25 protein-coding genes are annotated in these 25,309 nt (G+C 64.1%); 15 read left to right on the top strand and 10 right to left on the bottom strand.

Features of this window, described 5'->3' with window-relative positions:
* Positions 1-644: 644 nt before the first annotated feature.
* Entirely contained in the window at positions 645-896 is a 252-nt protein-coding gene (locus ACWHYV_RS00340) for a YHS domain-containing protein (protein WP_447978677.1), read from the top strand.
* On the opposite strand, the gene ACWHYV_RS00335 is transcribed toward ACWHYV_RS00340, so the two are convergent.
* Positions 893-1,201, bottom strand: a complete 309-nt coding sequence (locus ACWHYV_RS00335; RefSeq protein WP_447978676.1) for a hypothetical protein — start codon at positions 1,199-1,201, stop codon at positions 893-895. The two genes, ACWHYV_RS00340 and ACWHYV_RS00335, sit on opposite strands and share 4 nt — an antisense overlap.
* Before the next feature lie 130 nt (positions 1,202-1,331).
* Here ACWHYV_RS00335 and fsa point away from each other — a divergent pair, with 130 nt between their 5' ends.
* On the top strand, positions 1,332-1,979 hold the full coding sequence (fsa, locus tag ACWHYV_RS00330) for a fructose-6-phosphate aldolase (protein ID WP_447978675.1): 648 nt from the start codon (positions 1,332-1,334) through the stop codon (positions 1,977-1,979).
* Here the strand turns inward: fsa and ACWHYV_RS00325 are convergent.
* Positions 1,964-2,731 carry a uracil-DNA glycosylase gene (locus ACWHYV_RS00325; RefSeq protein ID WP_447978674.1) on the bottom strand — a complete coding sequence of 256 codons (768 nt, stop codon included), beginning with the start codon at positions 2,729-2,731 and terminating at the stop codon, positions 1,964-1,966. The genes fsa and ACWHYV_RS00325 overlap by 16 nt on opposite strands.
* Positions 2,732-2,838: 107 nt before the next feature.
* Here ACWHYV_RS00325 and ACWHYV_RS00320 point away from each other — a divergent pair, with 107 nt between their 5' ends.
* Both ACWHYV_RS00320 and ACWHYV_RS00315 read left to right on the top strand, forming a co-directional pair.
* Positions 2,839-3,933, top strand: coding sequence for a lytic transglycosylase domain-containing protein (locus tag ACWHYV_RS00320; RefSeq protein WP_447978673.1), 1,095 nt, complete (start codon positions 2,839-2,841; stop codon positions 3,931-3,933).
* Positions 3,934-3,938: 5 nt separating this feature from the next.
* Positions 3,939-5,276, top strand: a complete 1,338-nt coding sequence (locus ACWHYV_RS00315) for a glycerate kinase type-2 family protein (RefSeq protein WP_447978672.1) — start codon at positions 3,939-3,941, stop codon at positions 5,274-5,276.
* Here ACWHYV_RS00315 and ACWHYV_RS00310 read toward each other — a convergent pair.
* The gene (locus ACWHYV_RS00310) at positions 5,273-6,319 is read right to left on the bottom strand and encodes an IS630 family transposase (RefSeq protein WP_447976542.1); all 1,047 of its coding nucleotides are present in this window, start codon (positions 6,317-6,319) and stop codon (positions 5,273-5,275) included. The genes ACWHYV_RS00315 and ACWHYV_RS00310 overlap by 4 nt on opposite strands.
* A 69-nt stretch (positions 6,320-6,388) precedes the next feature.
* On the opposite strand from ACWHYV_RS00310, the gene ACWHYV_RS00305 reads away from it, so the two are divergent.
* Both ACWHYV_RS00305 and ACWHYV_RS00300 read left to right on the top strand, forming a co-directional pair.
* On the top strand, positions 6,389-8,995 hold the full coding sequence (locus ACWHYV_RS00305) for a PEP/pyruvate-binding domain-containing protein (RefSeq protein ID WP_447978671.1): 2,607 nt from the start codon (positions 6,389-6,391) through the stop codon (positions 8,993-8,995).
* 294 nt (positions 8,996-9,289) lie between these two features.
* The gene (locus ACWHYV_RS00300; RefSeq protein WP_447978670.1) at positions 9,290-10,282 is read left to right on the top strand and encodes a PEP-CTERM sorting domain-containing protein; all 993 of its coding nucleotides are present in this window, start codon (positions 9,290-9,292) and stop codon (positions 10,280-10,282) included.
* Positions 10,283-10,370: 88 nt separating this feature from the next.
* Here the strand turns inward: ACWHYV_RS00300 and ACWHYV_RS00295 are convergent, their stop codons facing one another.
* Positions 10,371-11,120: a hypothetical protein gene (locus ACWHYV_RS00295; RefSeq protein ID WP_447978669.1), complete on the bottom strand. Its 750-nt coding sequence runs from the start codon at positions 11,118-11,120 to the stop codon at positions 10,371-10,373.
* Positions 11,121-11,233: 113 nt separating this feature from the next.
* Here ACWHYV_RS00295 and rmuC point away from each other — a divergent pair, with 113 nt between their 5' ends.
* The 3 genes from rmuC to ACWHYV_RS00280 are packed head-to-tail and all read left to right on the top strand — an operon-like array spanning position 11,234 to position 13,566.
* Complete coding sequence (rmuC, locus tag ACWHYV_RS00290) at positions 11,234-12,604, top strand: DNA recombination protein RmuC (RefSeq protein ID WP_447978668.1); 1,371 nt, start codon at positions 11,234-11,236, stop codon at positions 12,602-12,604.
* 26 nt (positions 12,605-12,630) lie between these two features.
* The gene (locus ACWHYV_RS00285) at positions 12,631-13,005 is read left to right on the top strand and encodes a pyrophosphohydrolase domain-containing protein (RefSeq protein ID WP_447978667.1); all 375 of its coding nucleotides are present in this window, start codon (positions 12,631-12,633) and stop codon (positions 13,003-13,005) included.
* Positions 13,006-13,065: 60 nt separating this feature from the next.
* Entirely contained in the window at positions 13,066-13,566 is a 501-nt protein-coding gene (locus tag ACWHYV_RS00280; protein WP_447978666.1) for a PilZ domain-containing protein, read from the top strand.
* Between the two features lie 6 nt (positions 13,567-13,572).
* Here ACWHYV_RS00280 and panC read toward each other — a convergent pair whose 3' ends face one another.
* Genes panC through ACWHYV_RS00265 form a run of 3 tightly spaced genes read right to left on the bottom strand, consistent with a single transcriptional unit; the run spans position 13,573 to position 16,190 of the window.
* Complete coding sequence (panC, locus tag ACWHYV_RS00275) at positions 13,573-14,406, bottom strand: pantoate--beta-alanine ligase (RefSeq protein ID WP_447978665.1); 834 nt, start codon at positions 14,404-14,406, stop codon at positions 13,573-13,575.
* A gap of 17 nt (positions 14,407-14,423) precedes the next feature.
* Positions 14,424-15,005 (bottom strand): 2-amino-4-hydroxy-6-hydroxymethyldihydropteridine diphosphokinase, encoded by a 582-nt coding sequence (gene folK / locus ACWHYV_RS00270; RefSeq protein ID WP_447978664.1) that lies wholly within the window; start codon positions 15,003-15,005, stop codon positions 14,424-14,426.
* A gap of 9 nt (positions 15,006-15,014) precedes the next feature.
* Positions 15,015-16,190, bottom strand: coding sequence for an LL-diaminopimelate aminotransferase (locus ACWHYV_RS00265; RefSeq protein WP_447978663.1), 1,176 nt, complete (start codon positions 16,188-16,190; stop codon positions 15,015-15,017).
* Between the two features lie 236 nt (positions 16,191-16,426).
* Between ACWHYV_RS00265 and ACWHYV_RS00260 the strand changes: the two genes are divergently transcribed.
* Positions 16,427-17,257 carry a hypothetical protein gene (locus tag ACWHYV_RS00260; protein ID WP_447978662.1) on the top strand — a complete coding sequence of 277 codons (831 nt, stop codon included), beginning with the start codon at positions 16,427-16,429 and terminating at the stop codon, positions 17,255-17,257.
* 8 nt (positions 17,258-17,265) lie between these two features.
* Here ACWHYV_RS00260 and ACWHYV_RS00255 read toward each other — a convergent pair whose 3' ends face one another.
* Positions 17,266-17,919, bottom strand: coding sequence for a class I SAM-dependent methyltransferase (locus tag ACWHYV_RS00255; protein WP_447978661.1), 654 nt, complete (start codon positions 17,917-17,919; stop codon positions 17,266-17,268).
* 282 nt (positions 17,920-18,201) lie between these two features.
* Between ACWHYV_RS00255 and ACWHYV_RS00250 the strand changes: the two genes are divergently transcribed.
* A complete protein-coding gene (locus ACWHYV_RS00250) occupies positions 18,202-18,804 on the top strand; it encodes a hypothetical protein (RefSeq protein WP_447978660.1) in 603 nt (200 codons plus the stop codon).
* Positions 18,805-18,832: 28 nt separating this feature from the next.
* On the opposite strand, the gene ACWHYV_RS00245 is transcribed toward ACWHYV_RS00250, so the two are convergent.
* Positions 18,833-19,195, bottom strand: a complete 363-nt coding sequence (locus ACWHYV_RS00245; protein WP_447978659.1) for a hypothetical protein — start codon at positions 19,193-19,195, stop codon at positions 18,833-18,835.
* Positions 19,196-19,697: 502 nt separating this feature from the next.
* On the opposite strand from ACWHYV_RS00245, the gene ACWHYV_RS00240 reads away from it, so the two are divergent.
* Positions 19,698-20,480 (top strand): autoinducer binding domain-containing protein, encoded by a 783-nt coding sequence (locus tag ACWHYV_RS00240; protein WP_447978658.1) that lies wholly within the window; start codon positions 19,698-19,700, stop codon positions 20,478-20,480.
* Between the two features lie 13 nt (positions 20,481-20,493).
* Here ACWHYV_RS00240 and ACWHYV_RS00235 read toward each other — a convergent pair whose 3' ends face one another.
* A complete protein-coding gene (locus tag ACWHYV_RS00235; protein WP_447978657.1) occupies positions 20,494-21,252 on the bottom strand; it encodes an acyl-homoserine-lactone synthase in 759 nt (252 codons plus the stop codon).
* A gap of 227 nt (positions 21,253-21,479) precedes the next feature.
* Between ACWHYV_RS00235 and ACWHYV_RS00230 the strand changes: the two genes are divergently transcribed.
* From ACWHYV_RS00230 to ACWHYV_RS00220, 3 genes are all read left to right on the top strand, one after another.
* Positions 21,480-22,235 carry a sensor histidine kinase gene (locus tag ACWHYV_RS00230; RefSeq protein WP_447978656.1) on the top strand — a complete coding sequence of 252 codons (756 nt, stop codon included), beginning with the start codon at positions 21,480-21,482 and terminating at the stop codon, positions 22,233-22,235.
* Positions 22,232-22,888, top strand: a complete 657-nt coding sequence (locus tag ACWHYV_RS00225; protein ID WP_447978655.1) for a response regulator transcription factor — start codon at positions 22,232-22,234, stop codon at positions 22,886-22,888. The genes ACWHYV_RS00230 and ACWHYV_RS00225 overlap by 4 nt, the downstream gene beginning before the upstream one ends.
* A gap of 62 nt (positions 22,889-22,950) precedes the next feature.
* A complete protein-coding gene (locus tag ACWHYV_RS00220; protein ID WP_447978654.1) occupies positions 22,951-25,308 on the top strand; it encodes an efflux RND transporter permease subunit in 2,358 nt (785 codons plus the stop codon).
* Position 25,309 lies beyond the last annotated feature (1 nt).

The raw sequence follows: 25,309 nt of genomic DNA, 5'->3' as shown, positions 1-25,309 counted from the left end.
ATATACGTATGATATTGGGGAGCGGGAGCTGAGGCCGACCGGAGGAGTCAGCTTTCTCGCCGACGTTGCTGGATAGTGGCGCCACAGGCATGACAGGCCACTTCCCCTTCGCCGGAACGGTAACTGATGAGAGTATGACACCGGGGGCAGCAGACAAGGGCGGTCAACGGCGGACTCGACACACGGACAATCGTCGGCTTCATCGCAAGGACAGGAGGGCGTCGGGCACACGACGGCCGCGCCCCTTCACGATCACAAGGTCCGCTCGTCGATTGGGTGTCAGCACCGGGAGGTCAGTGGCCGCGGCTCCCGCTCCACCGCTCGCCGCCGCCCACAGTTGAGGCAAGCAAGAACGGTAATGACGAGGCCGGCGTTCAAATCGACCGCCCGCTCCAACAACATCGTCCCCTGGCATTTGTCGCAGGTGCTCATGGCCGGACGATAGCATGCCTCTGTCCTCACGACTATCAGTCGAAAGCCCCGAGCACCAGACGCAAAAGTCTCTCGCTGGCACGCCCCCATGAGCCCTTCGGCCCGCGACCATGGTCGGTTTGGAGAGACGGTTGTCTGCCCTGCTTGGAAACGACCCTAACGATCCGTGAGTGTTCCTTGACTCCGGGGCCTACGGCACATAGGATACGCGCGTGTACCGTCTGTTACTGATCCTGGCCCTGCTGATCGTGCTCTATTTCCTGATCAAAAAGGCGATCAGGGAATTCAACGCCCGTGCCCTCTCCCAGTCCGGCACGGCGCCCCCGAACCAGATGATTCAGGACCCTGTGTGTCGCACCTATGTGCCGAAAGGGACGGCGGTGGCGGCGAGCATCGGCGGGCAGACCTATTACTTTTGCAGCGAGGCGTGCGCGAGGACGTTTCGGAAACAATTGGCGGGCTAGCACCCCGAGTAGCCGTAAGACGTGAGCTTCTCCTCTTTGTCGAATTTCAACGTGATCTGACACTGATTCGGGGAAAAGTTGAAAAACGGCGGGCCCGATTTGCCTCCGGCAATGCGGAAGTAGGTCCACTCCTCTCCGCCGAAAAACCGTGGCGCTTTGCCACTCGGCGGGCCCCAGTTCTTCTCGAACCAGGCTTTGTCCTTCCCCTGTAGCTCAGCCGGCTTCAGCGAGGCGTCGAGATACGGGTTCCCCCCGCAGCCGGCGACGATCAGCAGTGCGAGGACGAGTCCAAGACGTCCCATCATGACGTTCCTCCCGGCAGTGAAAGGATTGTAGGCGGTTGCAAGGGCGCTGTCAAAAGACGCCGTGCTCCAATTGCATTCATCCTATGATCCTCATAGAATGAGGTGAACGCCGTACACACAGGGGAACGCCATGAAAATCTATTTGGATACCGCCAATGTCAAAGAGATCCATGAAGCGGTCAGCCAGGGCGGAGTCGATGGCATCACGACGAACCCCTCGCTCGCATCAAAGGAAGGGCGCGATTTCAAAGAGCTGCTGCTGGAGATTTGCCGGATTGTCGATGGACCGGTCAGCGCCGAGGTGATCAGCGTCGAAGCGGATGCCATCGTGAAGGAAGGCCGCGAGCTTGCCAAGCTGCACAAGAACGTCGTGGTCAAGTGTCCGCTGATCCCGGAAGGGCTCAAGGCTACCAAGCGGCTGACGGCCGAGGGCATTCGGGTCAACGTCACGCTGTGCTTCTCCCCGACGCAGGCCCTGTTGGCTGCGAAGGCCGGTGCTTGGTGTGTGTCTCCGTTCATCGGCCGTTTGGATGACGTCAGCAGCAACGGCATGGAGCTGATTCGGCAGATCGTGACGATCTACCGCAATTACGACTTCAAGACTCAAGTCTTGGTGGCCAGCGTCCGCCACCCGCAACACGTCGTGGAGGCGGCGCTCGCCGGCGGCGACATCTGCACGATGCCCACGGCGGTGTTCCACCAACTCATCAAACACCCGCTCACCGACATCGGGCTCAAGAAGTTCCTCGCCGACTGGGACGCTCAGCGGCAGCGCTGACGACGGGAATTCGAACGAGATCCGGGGGGAGCCGCCGTCACGCCCGGCTCCCTCGTCGGCTTCCCATCCGTCCCCCTCAAGAGATTCCGCGCCTGCTCGAAGACCGCGTGAAACATCGAGCGGGTGAGTTTCCCGGTAAACGTGTTCTGCTGACTGGGGTGGTAGGACCCGAGGAGGGTCGTGCCCCACGGCAACCGATACGCGGCCCCATGGGCGAATTTCGGCGCCGGACTCGGACCCACCTCGCCCCGGTCCCGGCATGCTTTCAGATAGTGATCGAACGCGATCTTCCCGAGCGCGATCACCACCTGATGGCGCTCGAGCAGAGCCAGCTCCTGCACCAAATACGGCCGGCACCGGTCGAACTCCTCGGGAGCCGGCTTGTTCTCCGGCGGGGCGCAGCGGACGACGGCCGCAATGTAGCAATCGATCAGGGTCAGGCCATCGTCTCGATGAACCGACACGGGCTGATTGGCGAACCCGTAGCGATGGAGCGCCTCGTACAGCCAGTCGCCGCTCCGGTCGCCCGTAAAGATCCGCCCGGTTCGATTGCCCCCGTGCGCCGCCGGTGCTAACCCGATCACGAAGAGACGAGCCGCCGGATCGCCGAAGCCGGGGACCGGCCTCCCCCAGTACGTCCGGTCACGGAACTGCCGTCGCTTGGACTGCGCGATCGCTTCACGGTACGCCACGAGCCGAGGGCAGAGCCGGCACCGGGTGATGCGTTCGTTCAGGACGTTCAACGGATGCACGGCGCCAGTCTACCACACGGGCGGCGGCTTGCTGACTTTGCGACTTCCTGTTAGCATACGTAGCATCCGACGATGACCCCGACTCACCATCCCGTCATGACACCCGCATGATGTTCACGGGCGCCTCCGATCGGCTGACCGCCTGGACAATCGCCGCGCTCCTCGCCTTTCCCGTCACCGCCGCCATCAACCTCGCGCACGCCGACGTTCCGGACCCCGCTCAGGCGGCCTCCCCGACCACCCCGAGGGAACCGGATGCATCGTCCGCAAAGCCGGCCGCGGAAGAATTGGTACCGGCACCCGAGGAGGAACAGGAGTCCCAGCCGGCGGAGACGCCCCTCGTCGTCCTGCCCGGCGTGGAGCGAAAGGGCGAGCGATACTTCCTGAGCTCGTTCAAGCTTCCGCCCACGCTCACGTTCGCGGGCGTGGCCGTCCCCCTTGACAATTGGCAGGTGCGGGAGCGGATCGAGTACGAGTTTTACCAGTTCCTCGCCGAAGAAGGCGAAAGCATCATCATGGCCAAGCGGACCGGCCGTTGCTTCCCTCCGGTCGAGAAGCTGCTGGCCCAGGCGGGCCTTCCCGACGACTTGAAATACGTGCTGCTCGTCGAAAGCAAGTGCATCGCCGCCGCCTACTCCAAAGCCAAGGCCTCGGGGCCGTGGCAATTCATCGGCTCGACCGGCAAACGCTACAAGCTCTATTCCAACCAATGGCGCGACGACCGGCGGAACCTGGAAATGTCCACGGAAGCGGCGATCAAGTATCTGCGGTTCCTGAAGCAGGAGTTCGGCGACTGGTTTTTGGCCATGGCGGCCTACAACGCCGGGGAGGACCGGATCCGCAAGCTGCTCAAGGAACAGCGCATCACTGACTACTGGAAGCTGCATTATGTACGCGAGACCATGCGGTACGTGCCCCGGATCATTGCGGCCAAAGAAGTCTACTCACAGCCGGAAAAATACCTCGGCTTGACGAAGAAGGACCTCTATCTGCCCCTCGAAACCGAAACGGTCGCCGTCACGGTCAAGGAATCGCAGCGCCACCTGGCGTCGATCGCGGAAGAATTCGGCTCCTATTTTCTGGAGCTGAAGATGCTCAACCCCGAGATCCGCAAGGACTACCTGCCCAAAGGCACCCATCAGATCAAAGTGCCGAAGCAAGCCTGCCCATACCGGTGCCTCAAACAAGACGCGACACCGTAACCCACATGGATATCGCCGTACCCCAGCCCCGGGTCCGGGCGCTCCTCGTACGGCTGCTGACATCGGCGCTCCAGAGCGTCGATCCCGGCGAAGCGATCGCGCGCATGTTGACGCGCCGAGGGGCCGTGCTTCGGATCGGACGGGACCGGTACGATCTCAGCCGCTACCGGCGGATCGCCGTGATCGGAGCGGGGAAGGCCTCCGCGCGCATGGCGGCCGCCTTGGAGCAGACGCTCGGCCCATTCGTGAGCGACGGCCTCGTCGTGGTGAAGTACGGTCATCGGAGCCCGACGAACCGTATCACCATCGTCGAGGCCGCACACCCCGTCCCCGATGCGGCGGGCGTTCGGGCCGCACGGAAGACCCTGGCACTGGTCAACTCGCTGACGGCCGACGACCTCGTCTTCGTCCTGCTGTCCGGCGGCGCCTCGAGCCTCTGGCCGGCGCCCGCCCCCGGCCTGAGCCTCGCGGACAAGCAGCGCACAACCGATCTGCTGCTGCGGTCCGGCGCCACCATCCATGAGATCAACAGCGTGCGCAAGCATCTGTCGGCGATCAAGGGCGGCCGGCTGGCCGCCGCGACCCAGGCTTCCGTCATCTCCTTGGTGCTGTCCGACGTCCTGGGTGACGACCTGGGGACGATCGGATCGGGCCCGACTGCTCCCGATCCGTCCCGGTATACGGACGCCATCACCGTGCTCAAGCGCCGCGGCGTGTGGAGCCGGGTGCCGCCGGCGGTCCGATCGCACCTCCTGAGAGGCCGGGCAGGCAAGATTGCCGAATCGCCCAAGCCCGGCGATCCGGCGTTCCGGAACATTCGGCATTATGTCGTGGCGAACAATCGTGCCGCGGTGGAGACCCTGGCGCGGGAAGCGACGCGCGCCGGCATGAGGCCGCTGATCCTGTCGACCACGTTGATCGGCGAGGCCCGAGAGGCGGCGAAGTGGTTCGGCGCGCTGGGACGCGAGCTTTGCGCGTCGAATCGCCCGGCCCCGCGGCCGGCCTGCTTGATTGCCGGCGGAGAGCTGACCGTTACAATCCGTGGGCCGGGAAGGGGGGGCCGTGCTCAGGAGTTCGCCCTCGCCGCGGCCCGAGAAATCGCCGGGCTCCCCGGTCTCTGGGTCGCCGCATTCGGGACAGACGGAACCGACGGCCCAAACGAGGCCGCCGGCGCCGTCGTGAGCGGGGAGACTTGGGCTCAGGCGGTCGAGCGGGGGCTCGACCCGGACCGCTTTCTTCAGGACAATGACTCATACGCCTTCTTCACCCGTGCCGGCGGACACGTGATGACCGGTCCGACGGGTACGAACGTCAACGATCTGTACCTGCTCATCGCGCTCTAGTGGACTGTAACAGGCAAAGTGATAGTGATCCGATGCCGGGGATCGGCATACTTCCACTTCACGGGCTTCATCGACTTATTGTAATGCCGGATATAGCGCATGATCTGCCGTTTCAGATCGTGTTGTGACGTGAAGATGCCCCGTACGATCAGGTCTCGCTCAATCTTGGCAAACCACCTCTCCACTTGGTTGAGCCAGGAGGAGTACGTCGGCGTGAAATGCAGGCGGACCGTTGGGTGCTCCGTGAGAAACGCCTCGACCAGCTTGGTCTTGTGCGCGGAGAGATTGTCCAGGATCACATGGATCTCTTGCCCCCGCCGTTGATGCGCGACGAGCTCAGTCAAGAAGGCGACGAACTCCGCCGACGTGTGCCGTTCCGCCGTGCGTCCCAGGACCGCTCCGGTGCGCGTGTCGAAGGCGGCATACAGCGAGAGCGTGCCATGGCGGGCATACTCAAAGCCGTGCCGCTCCGCGCGGCCCGGCGAGAGCGGCAGCACCGGATCCAAGCGATCCAGGGCCTGAATCGCCGTCTTCTCATCGACGCAGAAGACGGCGGCATGCTGCGGCGGATTCAAGTACAGCCCGATAATATCGGCGGCCTTGCGCTCAAAGTCGGGATCATCCGAGACCATGTACCGCTCGAGGCGATGCGGCTTGAGCCCATGCCGGGCCCAGACGCGGGCCACCATCATATGCGAGATGCCGAGCCGCTTCGCCAGCCGGCGGGTACTCCAATGCGTCGTGCCATCAGACGGGCCGCGGCGCGTCCACTCCAGAATTTTCGCTTCCAGGTCAGGCGTGAGCACCGTGGCGGGTTGCCCGCGGTGGCGGCTAGAGAGCCCTGCCAGCCGTTCTGCCGTAAAGCGGCGGCTCCAGCGTGCAATGTAGGTATCATCGCACTGGAGCTGGCCACGAATCTGGGCCCAGGTCGCGCCCTCGGCCAGGAGCAAGATGCAGCGCGCCCGCCGGGCATCGTCGGCCCGGCCTTTGCGACGGTGGCTGCGGCACGTCAGTTCTCGGCGTTCCACGTCGGTTAAGGTCATGGCGTCCTCCCTGATGGACGCCCATTTTATACTAGTATTTCAGTTGTTACAATCCACCTAGTCGTGATCATGTCGACCTACATCCTGCCCCTCGGATCCTGCACCGAGATCGCCTTGGTCGGGGGGAAGGCTGCCGGGCTTGCGCGCTTGATCGCCGGTGGGTTTGCTGTTCCGCCCGGCATCTGTCTGACGACGGCTGCGTATACGGATGCTATCCGGCAGGGCGGACTCGACCCCGCGCGTGCCATCGCGGCGGCACGGAGGGCGGGTGGCTCGCCCCGAAGTACCGAGCTCGAGGTGCTCCGACGCACCATCGCCTCGATGACGCTGCCCGGTCCGATAGTCAAAGAGCTCGATCGGGCGCTGGACCAGCTCATGGTGGACGGGCCCACAGGGGAGCTCTGGGCCGTGCGTTCCTCGGCCGACAGGGAGGACTCGGCGACTCGTAGTTTCGCCGGCCTCCACAAGACGGTGCTCGGCGTACCGCGAAACGAGATCCTTCCCGCCGTCCGCCTGTGCTGGGCGTCGCTGTGGGAGCCGGCCGCGGCCGCGTACGCCCCGGCCGCCGGGCGCTCGCATCCGGCCATGGCGGTGATCATCCAGCCGCTCCTGGCCCCCCGAGCCGCAGGAGTGGCCTTCTCACAGCACCCGGTCACGGGGCTCGGCACGCAGGTCGTCGTCAACGCGGTCCCCGGGCTGGCCGAAGCCCTCGTCGGCGGCTCCGTGACGCCCGACGCGTTTACCGTCGAGACACGGGGCGACGGTTCTCTCCGCGTGCTCCAACGGATTGTCGTAGCCAAGTCGGTCATCCGGCGGCCTCACGAAGGCCGGGTGATCGATGTGCCGGTCCCCGAACACGAGCGCCTGCGCGCATCCCTCACGGATGACGAGGCGTGCCTGCTGGCCGGTCTGGTGAAACGCGTGGAAGCGACGTTCGGGTGCCCCGTGGACGTGGAGTGGGCGCTGGAGGATGATCGCTTCGTGCTCCTCCAGGCCCGGCCGATCTCTCGACCGACTCGCTCCTGCGTACTCAGCGATGCAACCAGCGTCTGGTCACGGGCGAACTTTCGAGAGACGTTACCCGACGTACCCAGCCCGCTCGGGCTGTCTTTCCTTCAGACCTTCATGGAGACGAACATCCTGCGCCATTATCGGAACCTCGGCTGCGTGATCCCGCCGGGCCTCTCGTCGGTCCGGGTCATCCGCGGCCGGCCGTATATCAACGTGAGCCTTTTCCAATCGCTCATGGCCCAATTGGGTGGGGATCCGGCGCTCGTCGCCGAGCAAATGGGAGGGTGTGCTCCGGAGCCGGTGAGCACGGAACGACTTTCGTGGTGGACGCGGCTCAGCGCCCTGCTCGCGTTGGAATGGCAGGTGCGCCGTGCGGCACGAAAGGCTCCCGCCTGGTTCGCCGAGATGAGGAGGATGGCGGAACCCGCAGATGGAGATCAAGGAAGCCCGACGCCGGCGGAGGTGCTCATGAAGATGGATACACTCGGACGCCGGCTCTCGCACTGCGACCTCACCTTTGCGATCGTCTCCGGGGTCTCCCAAGCTCTGTACGCGTTGCGCTGGCTGCTCGAGCCCCATCTAGCCACCGAGTGGCAGGCTCTCCTGAACGCGGCGCTCCAAGGGGCCAGCGACGTCGTCAGCGCACGGCAGATTCTTTGGCTCCGCGCGCTCGCAGACCTCGCTCAGCGTGACCCCGTGGCGACACAGTTCTTCGCCGGCGCGAGCTGGGAACCGAGCCGCTACCGCAGCCTATTGGCCGGCACCGAATTCCTCGATGCGTTCGATGACTATCTCGGTGAATACGGGCACCGCGCGCTCGGTGAATCAGACATCAACTCCCCCCGCTTCTCGGAAAAACCGGACGATCTGCTCGGGCTCATCCGTGGCTATCTGCTCGCGCCGCCCGGTCAATCGGTCGAGGACATCCGGCGCCAACAAGCGTCCACCCGAGCCGAGGCGCTGGCCCGCCTGGAAGCGGTGCTCGGGCCTCATCAGAGGATCGCCTTCCGCTATTGGTATCGCCGGTTGGCTCGATACCTCGCGTTGCGTGAGGCCAATCGCCACGCGCTGATGTATTTTTCGGCGACCGTTCGTCGACTTAGTGTGCAGTTGGGTCGTCACTATGCCGCGAGCGCCGTGCTGGAGCAGGGCGACGACATCTTCTATCTGACCGCCGAGGAGGTGCGTGCGCTGGTGTCGGAACAGCCCTACGATTGGAAAGCCCTGGTGGCGGCTCGGCGCGAGGCCCAGAAGCGCCACGCGACGCTCGTGGCCGACAACTGCGTGGTCGGCGTTGGAATCGGGCACGACCGGGCGGATCGGGAAAGCGACGGCACCGTTCACCATGGGATACCGATCAGCGCCGGCTATGCAGAAGGCCCTGCACGCCTGGTCAGGAGCCCGACTGACTTGGTGAGGATCCGCAAAGGAGAGATCATCGTCACACCGGTCATCGACCCCGGCATGGTGCCGTACTTTGGCCTCGCACGGGGGCTCGTCGCGGAAATGGGCGGGGTGCTGTCGCACGGCGCGATCATCGCGCGGGAATACGGCCTCCCGGCCGTGGTGAACCTCCCGGGCATCATGGGGAAGGTGCTGGACGGAGACTGGGTGACAGTGGATGCAACTGCTGGTGTCTTTCGCCGGTCCGGACACCGGAGGTGACCGTCTGCACCAGGTAAAGGCAGCGACTCTTTGATAAAAATCCCGACACTCCCGCATCGGTCACAGCCACCATCCTCAACCTTCTGACAAGAGACATCTCTTCGCCACGCTCGAAAGAGAGACCCCTTTGGCCCGGCCGCTTCCCGTCGAGAAACTTTACACACCTCAAGGCCACGGCTCTACGTATCTGTTTGCCGTGCTTATCCCTTAGCTTGTGGTCTCGGAATTGCTTGCCCTTCAGCATCCTCTATGAGCCAACGTTATGGGTGAACGAAATTTTCAAGGGGGTGACTGATGCTGCGGCAGGTCCCGAGACAGTCGTTACTGGTCCTTGTACTGAGCGTTCTCTGGCTGGCTCTCTCACTCGGGCAGGCCGCAGCGCTCACCGTTGATCCTTTTTACGCCGGGGTCTACACGGCCACGAGCCTCGGGTCCGTTCCCGGGCTTCCCACGAACTACGGCGGCCTGACCTTGAAGTCAGGCGACCCGAATACACTGCTCATTGGAGGAGCTGCGAACACCGCCAACGGGAAGCTTTATTCGATTGGCGTGACGCGCGATGGAAGCGGTCATATCAACGGCTTTTCGGGCAGCGCGTCCGTGTACGCCGATGCCGCGTACAATGACGGCGGGGTGGTCTATGGTCCGGGGGAAGTCCTGTTCCTTGCACGCTGGCCGGTGAATGAGTTGGGCCAGACAATCCCAGGCAGTGTCGTCACCGACAAGATCATCGATCTCGACCCGCTTGGGGTGACCCCCTCACCTGGCGGCTTGGCGTTTGTGCCCCCCGGGATGCCCGGCGCCGGCCAACTGAAGCTGGTGTCCTGGGCGGGAGGGCAGTGGTATACGCTGGACTATGCCCCGGACGGCACCGGAACGTTCGACATTACCAGCGCAACCCTCAATGTCACAATCGTCGGCGGGCCGGAAGGGATCTTCTATGTTCCTCTGGGGTCGGCACTATTCGGAAATCCAAGCGTTCTCGTCTCAGAATACTCAGCAGGAAAAGTCGGTGCATACGAGGTGGACGGCAACGGTAACCCGATCACTGCGACGAGAAGGGACTTCATTACGGGGTTGACCGGGGCAGAGGGCGCCGCCATCGATCCACTGACCGGGGATTTTCTCTTTTCCACCTTCGGTGGGGGCAATCAGGTGGTGGTCGTGAAGGGTTTTACAGCGCCCCCGCCGCCGCCCCCCTCCGGCGTCCCGGAGCCGGCCTCGTTGCTCCTGCTCGGGTCAGGCGTAGCGGCGCTCGCAATCTCGCGGCGGTTCCTGAAGAGCTAGTTACTCCCCGCCGTACGCTTCAAAGGGCCGCGCCGGTCAGCGCGGCCCTTTTTTTATCCCGCTGCAACTCAAGCGGTACCTTCCTCGGTTATCGTTTCGGGACGGGCTGCCCGGCCCATCCCGCGGTGGAGGCGAAGCCCGGACCGTACCGGTCGTACAGCTCGAAGAACTGGTAGGCTTTGCAGTCGGTCAGGACTTCTCGGACTTCCGCAAGATACCGCTCGAAAGTGTATTCGAACAGCACGCCTTGTCCGCCGGCCATCGTCACGACTCGGCGGGTCGGATCGATCGCGGTCTCCTGATGGAAGACGTACCGATAATAGGGACTGTCGGGCCCGCCGATGTGGGCGAGGAATTCCGCCCAGGTCGGCGACGTGACCATCGAGAGGCGGGCACCGATGCTCATGCCGGTCACCGGACCGAAGCGCTCGAAGAACTCCTTGAACATATTGTCCTGCCAGTGGTGCTCCCCCGCGACGTGGTGAATGGCGTGCTCGAACGGCACGACCGAGTGCCGCTCCCACCGTGAACCCGGCGCCCAGTGAAAGATCACGCCGTCCGTGGGCCCGGCCCATCCTGTTCCACCGACCTGTTCGACCTGGTGCTCGATGAGCTTGTTGTTCCACACCCAGTAGAGAAAATCGACGAAGCGGGGATCGTCGGGCCGGATGGTGAGGCGATCGGTCGAGAGCGGGGCGGAAGGATTGAAGCTGGTGCGGACGGGCGCGCACCGCCGCTGCCATTCGGCATCGGACCAGGCGGCGTCGCTGACGGGAAACGCGAGGCCGTGATCGGACAGGACAAGAAGCCACGCGATCGCCACCACGACATGCGTCATCGCCGCCCTCCAGCGGCGGCATTCTAGCAGAAATCGCGACCGGTTTCTTGACGGCCCTCGGCAATTCCCGTATGTTGCCGCCGGGGTCCCGCAGCACGGCTCCACGGATCGCCATGGACATCACCTCGCTCTCGATCGGACTCCTGCTCGGGGCCGCGCTCGGCGGCTTGGCCGGCGCGGCATGGGTTCGCGCCCGCGTCCAAACCCGGCTGATCGAAGCGGCCGAACGCGCCCAGCGGGCCGAGGTGGAAGCGGCGGAGCTCCGCAAGCAAACCCTGATCGACCGCACGGAGCTGGCGCACGTGCGGGAAGCCCTGACCGCCGCTCTGCACGCGCAGGCCGTGGCCGAAACACGAGTCGAAGAGGCGACCAAGAACCTGCACGAGCAGAAAGCGCTCGTCACCCAGGCCCGACAAGAGTTGGCCGACACGTTCAGGGCGCTGTCCGGCGAGGCGCTGAAGACCAACAACGAGGCGTTTCTCGATTTGGCCCGAGCCTCGTTTGCGACGCTGCACGCCGAAGCCAAGGGCGAGCTGCTCCAGCGGCAGCAGGCGATCGATGATGCCGTCAAGCCGCTCCAGGAGGCGCTCCGGCGCTATGACGAGCAGCTCCAAATGATGGAACGGGCGCGACAGTCGGCGTACGGCAGCCTGGACCAGCACTTGAAGCAACTGGCCGACTCCCATCAACGCCTGCAACAAGAGACGAGCAACCTGGTCAACGCGCTCCGCGCGCCGAGCGTCCGAGGCCGCTGGGGCGAGATCACGCTCAAACGGGTGGCCGAATTGGCCGGCATGGTGGCGCATTGCGACTTCGTCGAGCAGGAAAGCATCGAGACCGAGGACGGCCGGCTGCGTCCCGATATGGTCATCCGCTTGCCCGGCGGCCGGCAGATCGTCGTGGACGCCAAAGCCGTCCTATCCGCCTACCTGGAAGCCCATGAGGCGCAGGACGAGACCGTGCGGGTCGAACGTCTGCGCCGGCATGCCGCCCAGGTCCGGAGCCGCATGGAGCAGCTCAGCGCCAAAGCCTACTGGAACCAATTTCCGCAGGCGCCGGAGATCGTCGTCCTGTTTCTCCCGGGGGAGCACTTCCTGGCGGCCGCGCAGGAGCACGATCCCACGTTGGCCGAGGAGGGTTTTGCACGACGCGTGATTCTGGCGACCCCGAATACGCTGATCGCGCTGCTCCATGCCGCCGCATACGGCTGGCGGCAGGAGCAGTTGAGCCAACACGCGCAACAGGCCGGGCAACTCGGCAAGGACCTCTACGAGCGGATGGCGGTGCTCACCGAGCACCTCGAGACGATCGGGCAGGCCTTGGGCAAGAGCGTCCTCGCGTACAACAAGGCGGTGGCCTCGCTGGAAACCCGCGTCCTGCCGGCGGCGCGGAAATTCAAAGAGCTGGGCATCGCGTCGGACAAAGAGGTGCCGCTGCTCGAAGCCCTGGACGTCGCGCCGCGACCGTCCTCGACCAATCTCTGACGATCCCTACGAAAGGACAGACCGTGATGACTCAGGAGCAGCAGATGGTGGCGGAGTTTCATCGCGCATTCGACATCGTGGCGAATGGGCGGCCGACCCTGCCCGACGCTGCGACAAAAGCGCTCCGTGTACGCCTCATTCAGGAAGAGTTCGACGAGCTCAAAGAAGCCTTGGCCCACGACGATCTTGCAGGAATCGCCAAGGAGCTGGCCGATCTGCTCTACGTCGTGTACGGAACCGCGGTATCCTGCGGCATTGACATGGAGCCGGTGTTTCGCGAAGTGCATCGCTCGAACATGAGCAAGGTGGGCGGACACAAACGAGCCGACGGGAAATGGGTCAAACCGGCCCATTACTCGCCGGCAGCTATCGCCCCGCTGCTGGATGCCCAGGGCGCTTGACGGGTCCCCGGCGGCCGTAGTATTGTCCCGCCGCACGAGCGTCCGCGCTGCCGAGGCCCGATGAAGCCAGTGTGCCCGCGTTGCCGAGCCGACGCGGTCCGACCGATCGTTCGCGACGGTCCGGTCGAACGGCTGCTTCAGTTCGTCCGGCTCTATTCCTTCCGCTGCCAGCTCTGCACTCATCGCTTCCGCGCGCTCCTGTCCTCCCGTCCTCCCGCCGTCTTGCATTACGACAAGCGCGAGTACACGCGCCTGCCGGCGCGCATCGAAGCCAAGATCCTCGGCGAACCGATCGCCACCGATCTCGTCACCGATCTTTCCATGGGCGGTTGCACGCTCCAGACCACGGCCCCCCTGACGAAAGGGGCCTTCGTCCATTTGCAATTGAAACCTCGGCCCGATGAACCCGGCATCAACGTGGAGACGGCGATGGTTCGCTCGGTCAGGACTCGCGCGGTGGGCTTGGAATTCATCGAGTTGGAGTGGCAGGAGAAGCGCCGCTTGACCGAGCTCATTCGTGGCCTGCTCCTTGCGCAGGAGCCTTCCTCGGCGGCGACCTAAGACTCCTCACGCCCGGCGTCGGACCACCAGGTTGTCGATCAGCCGCACCGAGCCGACCCGGACCGCGCCCAACAAGACGGCGACCCGCCCGACCCGGGCCAGCGGCTCGAGCGACTCCGGATCGCACACCGCGAGATAATCCTCCTTCACCGACGGCTCGGCGCGAAGCGTCCGGCGCATCACGCGCTCGACGCCCGCGGCATCCCTCTCGCCGGCCAGGATCGCCGAGCGGCCGGCTCGTAGGGCACGGAACAGGACCGGAGCAACCCGCCGCTCGCCTTCACTCAAATAGGCGTTCCGGGAGCTCAGCGCCAAGCCATCGGCTTCACGTACCGTGGGACACAGACGAATGGTCGTGCCGAGGTTGAGGTCCGAGACCAGACGGCGGACGAGCAGGGCCTGCTGATAATCCTTCTGGCCGAACCAGGCGGCGTGCGGCTGGACGAGGTTCAGGAGCTTCGTCACCACCGTCGCCACCCCTTCGAAATGCGCGGGCCGCACGGCCCCTTCCCATCGCGCCGCCAGCTTCCGCACCAGCACGGACGTTTGAAAGCCGGGCGGATACATGGCTTCGGGGGACGGTGCAAACACGAGGTCGGCGCCCGTTTCGCGACACAACGCCGCGTCGCGACGAAACGGCCTCGGGTAGCGGGCCAAATCCTCCTCCGGGGCGAACTGCATGGGGTTGACGAAGATGCTGACGACGAGTGCGTCGCTCGAGAGGCGCGCGGCTCGAATCAGGGCCCGGTGCCCCTCGTGCAGCCCGCCCATCGTCGGGACGAACCCCACGGTGACGCCTTCGCGCCACAGCGCACGTCTCCACGTGGATAGGCCTGCCATCGAACGGATGACACGCATCAGACGGCGGGGGAAGGCGAGCAGCCGGGCCGAAATCCGGAGCCCGCGCCGGGTGAGTGCTCGAGGCGCCGAACCGCCGATTCATCATGGACTTCGGCGAGCAAGGCGCGCATCGTTTTGCCGAGTACCGGATGCCGCCACTCCGGATCCAACTCGACCATCGGAACCAGCACGAAGCGGCGCAGATGAAGCCGCGGGTGAGGGATGACGAGATCCTCCTCATGAACGATTGCGGAGCCGAAAAAGAGCAGGTCGAGGTCCATCGATCGGGGCCCGCCTCGCTGGTCCTGGTCGCGGCCGAGCGCCTGTTCTACTTCCCGGCAAATGGCGAACAGACGCCGGACGGGCAACGCCGTGACGAGACGAACGATGCCGTTGATGAACCAGGAGGGTCCGGGATCGGTGCGTTCGTCGACCACCGGCTGGGTCTCGTAGAAGGACGAGACCCCGGTCACCCGGGAGTGCGGGAGGAGCCCCAGCAAGGTGACGGCGCGGTCGCAGAGCTCGATGCGATCGCCCTGATTCGATCCGAACGCGACAAACGCCGTCTCGCCACTGCCCGACTCCACCGGGTGGCTCATCCTGCTCGATCAGAACCCAGCTTTCCCGATACGGTCCACCGCCTCGGCCAGCCGTTCCTTGGACGTGGTCACGGTCAACCGAACGTAGCCTTCGCCCGGTTGTCCGAATCCATTCCCCGGGGTCGTGACCACCCCGGCCTTCTCCAAGAGATGCGCCGTAAAGGCGGCCGAGGTGTACCCCTTCGGGACGGTCACCCACACGTAGAACGCCGCACGGGGCAACTCCACCTCGAGGCCGAGCCGTCTCAACCCCGGTACGAGCACGTCACGCCGCTCCTGGTAGACCGCCCGGAGGCCATCCGTGACCCGCTCGTCGAGCTGCAAGGCGGTGATGCCTGCTTCCTGGACGGCCTGGAACACCCCGGAATCGAGGTTGCTCTTCACCTTTCCCAACCCGGTCAGGATCTGCCTGTTGCCCACCGCGAAGCCGAGTCGCCAGCCCGTCATGTTGTAGGTCTTGGACAGCGAATGAAACTCGATCCCCACGTCTTTGGCGCCCTCCACCTCGAGAAAGCTCGCGGGCCTCTGACCGTCATAGTAGATCTCCGAATAGGCGGCATCGTGGCACACGATGATGCGGTGCTCCTGGGCGAACGCGACCAGACGGCTGAAGAAGTCCTTGCCGGCGACCACCGAGGTCGGATTGTTCGGTGAATTGACGAACATGAGTTTGGCCCGCGCGGCGACGTCCTTCGGGATCGCAGCCAGATCCGGTAAGAAGCCGTTCTGCTTGGTGAGCGGCATCACGTATGGGATGCCTCCCGCAAAGGCGGTGCCGACCGGATAGACGGGGTAGCCCGGACTCGGAACGAGCACGATGTCTCCAGGGTCGACGAAGGCCAACGGGATATGTCCGATCCCTTCCTTCGACCCGATCAGCGTCAAGACTTCCGAGGCGGGATCGAGCGAGACGCCGAAGCGGTGTTTGTACCAGTCGGCGACTGCGGACCGAAACGCCAGCATCCCTTCATAGGAAGGATACTGATGGTTCTTGGGGTCGGCGGCGGCGTGGGTCAGCCGATCGATGATCGGTTGCGGGGTCGGCAAATCGGGATCCCCGATGCCCAGGTTGATGATGTCCACCCCGCGAGCGATCGCCTTTTGCTTCATCTCGTCGATCGCGGCAAAGAGATACGGGGGCAGCGTCTTGATCCGACTGGCGTATTCGATTGGAAATCCGGCCATGCACTCCTGCTCCTTTCCGGCGACAGGGGCCGCCTGCCCTCGAGGCATCGATAAGACGCCGCTGACGGCACCCGCTTCTGCGCTCCGAAGCGGCTTAGCCTACTGCACACTGAGGTGGGGAATCAATCGCGAGCGGCTGCGGGGGCCGACAGAGCGCTCACGCGGCGCCGCGCGTGGAAAGCACCGAGAACTCAATTCAGTAGCGCATTCCCAGGCCGTCGGCTACAATGGCACGTATGATTCGCCACGTTCGAAGCGCCGATGATCTCGCCTGGCTGCTCACACACACCCAGGCCTTTCCGGGTGGACAGATCACGGACCTCGCGGTGCACAAGCAGCGCCTGTTTGATGAGGCCAGCGGGCGGGAGATCACCGCGGGGACGGTCATCACCACCGTCATTCGCTACGACGTCGCGATCCGCGGCGTCCAAGGCCTGTACTCGATCAGCCGGGTCGCCAAGCTCACGATGCGGGGCGTGACCGACTTCTCGATCTTCGAGCAGGAGGGAGCCGACTTCTCCGACATCGGGTTGCTGCACGCCGAGATGTCGGGCGGCCGCCTCCGGTTCTGGTTCGATCCTCACGGCGAACTGTACGTGATCTGCGATGAGGCCACGATCGAGGAAGTGTCCCGGCCGGGGTCCGCGCGGCCGATCCGGAGCGGGATGACGGAATGGACGTTCCAGGCCGAGACCGGCGACCTGCCCGATGTCGAATGGTTCCTGGAACGCCTGGATCAGGCCGGCCTCCCGTGCGCGTGGCGGGAGATCAAGCTACGGGGCCGTGTCCATCCGGCTGCGCGCTGGGCCGGTCATTTTCTCCCCGCTTCCGCCCATGGGTTGCCACGGGCCGGCAGCGTCTACATTCAAACGTACGGCCCGCTCGACGGCTATCGCTTCGGCATTACGTTGCGCGCGTCGGACCCGCACGAGGAACAGATCGGCCGGCTGTTGATGGTGCTGGCGGATATCGTCGCCCGTGGATTCTCGGGCATGTGCCTGGCCGGCAACCACGTCATGGAGCGCGACGAGTGGCTCGGCGGTCAGGGCGTGGGGCGGGATCTCTAGGTCGACCGTCAATTGCTGCGGGCCAGGGCACTGCTGCTCGCCGCATTCTTCTGATTCACGCACTCCACCAGGTGCCAGAACTTCAGCGGGTTGACGCGTTCCTTCCTCGCCACTTGCAACGTCGTCCCCTCCAGCACCATCTTCAGCGACAGGTCGGTCCGGAAGCCGAGATGTTTACAAAGCGGCGAGATGACCTTCTCGACGGCGGCGATCAATTTGTTCCCGTTGCTGAAGTGGTTGAGCATGATGATGCGGCCGCCCGGCTTGCAGACGCGGATCATCTCGGTGACGACCTTCCGGTGGTCCGGGACGGCGGTGACGACATAGGCGGCCATCACCGTGTCGAACGAGTTGTCCTCGAATTCCATGTGCCCGGCGTCCATTCGCAGCAGTTCCACGTTTCTCAGCCCGTGCGCCGCCATCCGCTTGCGCGCCTGCTCCAGCATGCCCTCGGAGAAATCGATCGCGACGACCTGGCAATGATCGGGGTACAGGGGTAACGCCCACCCCGTCCCTACGCCCACCTCGAGCACGCGCTCGCCCGGGCGCACATTCAAGCGCCGCACCGCCGACTCCCGCGATTCATTGAAAAACGGCCCGAAGACATGATCGTAGACACCGGCATAGCTGCTGTAGACCCGTTCGACTTTTTTCAGATCCATATGTCCTCCGCTCCCCACACCGCTCATGCACGAGTCCCGCGCGATCGCGGGTGACGCCCATCCTTGCTCTTGAGTGGAGACCGAACTAAGGCGGGAAACCCTGATGATCTCGCCGGGAAGGCCCACCTAAGCAGAAACTCGGCGTAATGTAGCGAAAATACGTGATCGAGTCAACACACCGCCGAGGAGGACGGCTGTCGGAAATTGCCCCGCCTGCGAGGTCGGAGAGAGAAGGACAGGGAGGCGATGCGAACGGCGCGATCGCTATGCTAAGGTTTCCGCATGCTGCTGGCCGGCGCCTTTGCCGCCTTCCTCCTGCTCGCACTGATCATCACCGACTGGTGGCACTTCACCAGCCTGTCCCCGCAAGTCAGTGACTACGGGTGTCGCGTGGCGCGCCGGCAGGATGTGCTGTCGGCCAAGGATGGCGATGGCCTGGGACGTTTCGACAGGAACGGCCTTCTCCGGCTGCCCCACGGAATCGCACGTCTCTTTCAAGCCGAGAAACGAATCGTGCTCCGGCCGTTGTTCTCGATGCGCTTTCGCACCGCCTGGCCGCTGAAAGCCACCATCGACGTGTCGTGCGACGGCGACACACTCCGCTTGACCTGCACCAAGCGCATGCCGTGGTCCTCGGTGCTGCTCACGCTGACCTGGTTTGCCGTCGTCGCCGTGGGAAGCGCGGCCTTTCTCGTATCCTTCGGCCTCGACGGCGGCTTTGCCACGCTGGGCGGTACCTTCCTTGGCATCGGCATCGCGGCCCTCGGCCTGCTGGTGCTCGCCTTTGGCCTGATCGTCGTGGCGCTGGCCTATCGCCTCGAAGACCACCGTCTGACTCAGGCATACCAGGAACTGCAAGCCGCGCTGACGATACCGGACCCATGACCAGTGGCGAGGAGCGAGAAGACGGGCCTCAAGACTTCCCCGACGTAGATCGACTATCACGGAACGCCCGGAGAAACGCTCCGTACTCACCCGGCAGCAGCTCCTCGCTCAACCCGCGTTGAACCAGGCCCGCAATAATTCCCCGGTGCTTCAAGTGAAGTCCGGAATCCACGAAAGCCTTTTCGTATTCCCGCCAGCGGGCGGACGGGTCACCCAGCAGCTGCATCCGCTCCTCCGGTGTCCGGGCTCGGAGCGCCGCGGTCAGCGTCGCAACCGCCTTCTCCACGCTGTGATACGGCGGTGCCAACTTGAGCCGCGCATAAAACTCGGCCAGATGTTGCCGAAATTCTTCGCGAAGCTGATGGAGCGGATCGTCGATGAGACGGCTCATGCACTCGGTAGCATACGGGCTCCCTCTTCGAGAGGCAAGGGATCCACACCATTAGTGATGAGTGGTTGTACTAGGGCCGTTTGGCGCCATTGGTAGACCCATAAGGCCCTGGCTTAGAATACACTTATAATGTTACCCTCTTGACTGCACCTGCGTGCCAGGTTACAAGTCTTCACTCTCCTGACGTTGTAGAGGCTCGATTCCGGCGCGTGTCGAGTCGAGCACCAGCACGTGATCGGCCGGTGGTCTCAATGGTCCGTAATCGACAGGGCCGTTCTTCTCTAAGCCGGTTCATTGGTTGGCTACCGCCCGCCCTTCTCAGCCCATGGACCTTCACGTGCCGCAGGCTTCCTCTAATCTCAATACCCGGTGTTGTACACTCGGACCCCGGCGCGGCGATCCATCGTCGCATGCTCCGGTTCCACGGACTCCCACGAACCAATGTATCACGAGGGTGAATGATTGAGACAGCCGACCTAGTCGATCGCCGTCGGAGGACGATATGGACAAGCCCCGCATGCGGTTTCCGGTGAAGGCGTTCGAAGACTTTTCGAAGCGGGAGCTTCACCTCTTCCTGGAGGTGCTGCACCACGCGCTCGGGGCCGAAACCGACGAGGATGTCAAGCGGGTCCTCCACGTCGCCAGCAAGCTCGTCCCCGGTGAGCACGTGATCGCCGGACTCGTCCATGTCGATCCCCGGACCGGCCGCCATCGCTTCTCCAAGCTCTTGAACGTCAGCTACCATGAACAGTGGGTGCAGCGCTACCTTTCCTGCCATTACGCGGACGTCGATCCGGTGCTGCTGTCACACGTCAAGCGCTTCGGGCTGCAGGTCTGGTCCAACTCGTTCAAGACGGCCGCATCAGCGAAGGCCAAAGCCTTCGTCGCCGAGGCCGAGTCGTTCGGCTTGGCCAACGGCGTCACCATCGGTGCCTTCGATCAACGCCGCAGCGTTGGAACCTTCTTTTCGTTCGCAGGGGGAACTCGCGCGGACAACGGGCGCTACGCGCAAGCGTTGGAGTGCCTCGGTCACTACCTTCATCACACGTTGATGCGGACCGCCGATCTCAGCGCCGTTCCATCCGCCTCGCTGTCCTCCCGCGAGATGAGCGTGTTGAACTGGATGAAAACAGGAAAGACGAATTGGGAGATATCCCGCATCCTGGGCGTCAGCGAACGGACGGTCCGGTTCCACGTCGAGAGCATCTTTACGAAGCTCGATGTCTCTTCGCGCACGCAAGCCGTTGCCACGGCACTCGAGCAAGGGATGCTCAGGGCGTCCTGAGCATCGCTCCCCGCTAGACCGCAACCAACTGCTCGTCCTCTTCCATCGTCGGCTTCGGCGCCAGGTCAAACCCGTCGCCCTTCGACCCGACCGGCATCTCGTCCGACATGAACACCGCCGGCTGTTCGACGGCGGACATCCAGGCAAGAAACTCCGGTCGCTTTCGGCTGTTTTCGCTGCGGAACTCCTCCCAATCCAAGATGGCCGCGACGGAGACCGCTCCCGCAGGCGGAATCGAGATCGCAGGACTGATCGCCCGCGCGGGAAACCCGATCAATTGAAGAATCCGCAGGAATCGCTTTTCGACCACCATGTAGGAATAGCGTACATCATTCGCCAAGAGCCATTGATAAAGGCCCTTCAGCAAGACCTGAAACGCGCGCGAGGAGAGCCCCCGTTCCAGATCCGGGTCTACCGTGAGCCTGGTGATCTCGTTCGTATCCGGGTGCTTCCGCAGCTCAGACCCGGGCAGCAAACAGGATTTGAATTCCCTCTCCAACATGAAAGGCCCCGTGCTCTCGAGCAAGCGAATGACCCCGACCAAGCGTTGGTCCGAAGAGAACAGCCCGACCGACGCGGCGATGTCGTCATACCCGTCGATTTCGAGCCCCTCCGCCGTCGTCGGCACCCACTGTAGCTTCTCGGCATAGACCTTGTGCCGAAGACGATAGGCCGCCATCAGTTCCTCTTCTCGATCGAGGGTTTTCACCAGTAAGTCGCCTTCCCGGAACGCAACGCGCTGAAAGCGTTCGACATCGTGCACGACGGCCATGTTCGCCTCCTTGGACTGGGTGGGCTGCGCCTGTGAGGCGAAGAATCACTTTTCCGTAGGCCGTCGTCACCTGGCGACCTCGCCAGGTGTGCCGCCACACGATCGGGGTTATGATCCAAGCCCATGGGCTGTATCGCGCCCGCGGTCACTGAGTAGAGATGTGAGTAGAGAAGATGGACGGTGTTCCCCTGCTCGTGGCGTTGGCGACCGGACGAAAGGAACTCTGAATGGCCTACCGCACGGATAGTGATCTCGCGACACCAACGGTTGAACGGGCCCTGCCGGACGCTCTCTTCGGGGCCGGCAGCGTCGGCTTGGACGATCTACGGGAAGCCCTGAATGTGACACGGGACCGCCTCGACCGCGCGCTCAAGGACCGAGAGCGGCTCAAGCGGGATCTGCATGACGGAATTTTGCAAAGCCTGTATGCCGTCGGGCTGGGCCTGCAAACGAGCCAACTCTTGCTCCCTGATTCGGTGGAACAGGCCGCCACGCAGCTCTCGCAAACGGCCGTCCAGCTGAACCGCGCCATTACCGAGATCCGGGCCTTTTTGAAATCGGATCCCGAGGAGAGCTTCGAGCCGGAGGGAAACCTGGAGACGAGCCTACGGACGGTGGTGACGAGCTTGGTGCAAGCGGCCGGTGTCGGGTGCCGTCTGGACATCGACCCGGAGGCCGCGGCTCAGATCACCGCGGACCACGAGCCGCACCTCCTGCACATCGCGCAAGAGGCCGTCAGCAATGCGCTGCGCCATGGTCGGGCCCGGACGATCACGGTGTCGCTCAAGGCCGGCGACCTGGGCCTGCGCCTCGAGGTGCAGGACGACGGCGTGGGGTTCAATCCCCGGAAGCCGTCGCACAGAGGGTTCGGGCTGCGGAACCTCTCGGTCCGTGCGGCTCAGATGGGAGGCTGCTTGAAGATCGAGTCCGAGCCGTGGCGGGGGACCCGCGTCGTCCTGAATCTCCTGCCGATGAGTCGATGATGAAGGTCAAATCGAAACTCCTCGACATCCTGATCGTGGATGATCACGAGATCGTTCGGCTGGGCCTGCGGACCATGCTCGACCTCGTGCCCGGGATACGAGTCGTGGGGGAGGCCGCGACCGGACAGGACGCGCTCAGCCAAACCATGCGGCTCCAGCCTGACCTCGTGTTGCTCGACATCCGCCTTCCCGACCGCAGCGGGATCGACATCTGTCGGGACATCGTGGCCACGAGTCCGCAGACGCGCGTTCTCTTTCTGACGAGCTTCGCCGATGATGAGACCGTGCTTTCGGCCGTCGTCGCCGGCGCGCAAGGATATGTCCTCAAGGACGCCACGAACACCTCCTTGATCGAAGCGATCCGCACGGTCGGCGGCGGGCAATCCTTGCTCGACCCTCAAGTCACCACCCATACACTCTCGTTCATCCGCGATCGCTACAATCCGGCGGGCGCCATGCCCACGTTGAGACTCTCTCCACAGGAGGAGCGGGTCCTCAGGCTCGTCGCCGAGGGCAAGACCAACAAGGAGATCGCCGCGGATCTCCGGCTCAGCGACAAGACCGTCAAGAACTACCTCTCCAACATCTACGACAAGCTGGACGTCAACCGCCGATCGCAGGCGACGGCCATCTACCTCAAAAGCGTCAAATAAGCGCCGGTTGCCTTGACCCGCCTCGCTCCCTACGCTAATCTCACCCGAGCCGCCCGGTCCTCATGCTCCACCGCTACATCACCGCGATCATCCGCTATCGCCTTGTCGTCATCGTCCTGACGGCTCTGCTCTCCGTCTTTTTTGCGACCCGCATCGGCAATCTCCGCGTCATCGTCGATCCCAACGACAACTTACCGCAGGAGCACCCGTACGTCGTCGCGACCAACGAGATCGAGCGGATATTCGGCGGGCGCAATCTCGTGGTCATCGGAATCGAAAGCACGACCGGCGACGTATTCCAACCGGCGGTGCTCGGCAAGATCGCGCGCGTCACCGACGGGGTCCTCGGGATTCCCGGCGTCGTCCGCAGCAACGTGATGAGCCTCGCGGCGCGGAAGGCCAAAGACATCCAGGGGACCGAGGACGGCATGGTCGTCCGCCAAATCATGGAGACGGTTCCGGAGACCGAGGAGAGCGCCGCCCGGGTGAAAGCGGCCCTCTACGCCAATCCCGCGTACGTCGATACGATCGTTTCCAGGGACGGCCGTATGGCCGTCATCATCGCCGATTTCAAGTTCGGCAAGGACTTGCAGGGCTATCGGGCGATCATGGACCACGTCGAGGCCGTGGTCGCCCCCCTGCGCGACGAGGGCGTGCGCATCTATTTGAGCGGCCTGTCGATCAATCTCGCCTGGCTCGAGATCTACTCGCAACGGATGCAGTACCTGTTCTTCGCCGCGCTCGCCGTGATCATGGCCGTGCTCTACCTGTCGTTCCGGTCGGTGCAAGGCATGCTCGTCCCGATCGCGACCGCGCTGATGAGCGTCGTCTGGGGCCTCGGGATCATGGGCCTCCTCTCGATTCCCATGGACACCTTCAACGCGACGACCCCCATCCTCATCATGGCCGTGGCGGCCGGACACTCCGTCCAGATCCTCAAACGGTACTACGAGGAATACGGTCGGCTCGGCCGGAGCGAGGCGGCGGTGGTGGAATCGTTCGTGAAGATCGGGCCGGTCATGATGACGGCCGGCAGCATCGCGGTCGTCAGCTTTCTCGCCTTGACCGTCTTTCCAACCCTGACGATCCGGGTCTTCGGGGTCTTCACCGCCATCGGGATCCTTTCGGCCATGCTGTTGGAGATGACGTTCATCCCCGCGTTTCGTTCCTTGATTCCCGCGCCCCAACGCTACGAGGTCGAGCGCGAGCGGACGCACGACGGGCTGGACCGCCGATTGGCCCGGCTGGCCCGCGGTATCACCGCCCGGCGGTGGATGCCGATCTTCGGGACGCTCGGAGCCGCCGCCCTGGTCCTGCTCGCCGCCATGACTCGGCTGTCGATCGACAACAGCCTGAAGGGGAATTTCTCACCGGACAGCCCGGTGCGGCTCGACGACATCCCGCTGAACGCGGCGATGGGCGGCACCAACACCCTCTACCTGCTCATCGAGGGCCCGGGCCCGGACACGATCAAGGAGCCCGCCGTGCTCGCGGCCATGGCCGGGATCCAAGAGGACCTCGAGACGCGCTATGCGCTCGTGGGCAAAACGCAGTCGCTGGCCGATTTTCTGAAAAAGATGAATCGCGCCATGCACGGCGACGACCCGGCCTTCGACCGGCTGCCCGACAGCCGGGACTTGACCGCTCAGTATCTGCTGCTGTACGCCATGTCCGGCGATCCCGGCGATTTCGACACCTACGTCGACTACGAATATCGCGCCGCCGTGGTGTGGGCTTACTTGAAGACCGACAGCACGGCCTACATCGAGCGGATCATCGGGGAGCTCCGCCCGCTCACGGCCGCCCGGTTCCCGCCGGGCTACAAGGTCAGCATCGGAGGCGGGATGGCGCAGGGGGCGGCGTTGAACGACGTGATGGTGAAGGGCAAGCTGCTCAACATCGCCGTCATCGCCGGCAGCATCTATGCGATCGCCTCGCTCGTCTTGCGGTCGGCCGCGGCGGGCCTGTTCGTGCTGATCCCGCTCGTCCTCGCCGTGGTCGCCAATTTCGGCGTGATGGGCCTCACCGGTATCCGCCTGGACATTGGGACCGCGGCGGTGTCGGCCATGGCGGTGGGCGTCGGCGCGGACTACGCGATTTACGTCATCTATCGGCTGAGGGAAGAGATGCGGAGGATCGGCCGGGCCGAGGAGGCGGTCACCCGCACCCTCGCGACGGCGGGCAAGGCGGTCGTCTATGTCGCGTTGGCCGTCGGCGCCGGGTACTCGGTGCTCATGCTCACCGGCTTCGGCATGCACGCCAGGCTGGGGTTTCTCGTCGCGACCGCCATGGCGGTGAGCTGTGCGGCGGCGATCATCATCCTCCCCGCCGCCCTCTACCTGCTCCGGCCCACCTTCGTCTTCGGCGCCCTGGACCGCTTCCCGGCCGGGTCCGGAGCCGCTCCGATCGGCCAGGCATGAC

The sequence above is a fragment of the Candidatus Nitrospira bockiana genome, assembly GCF_965152565.1.
The sequence above is the reverse complement of the archived record's forward strand: the minus strand, read 5'-3'. Positions and strand labels throughout refer to the sequence as shown.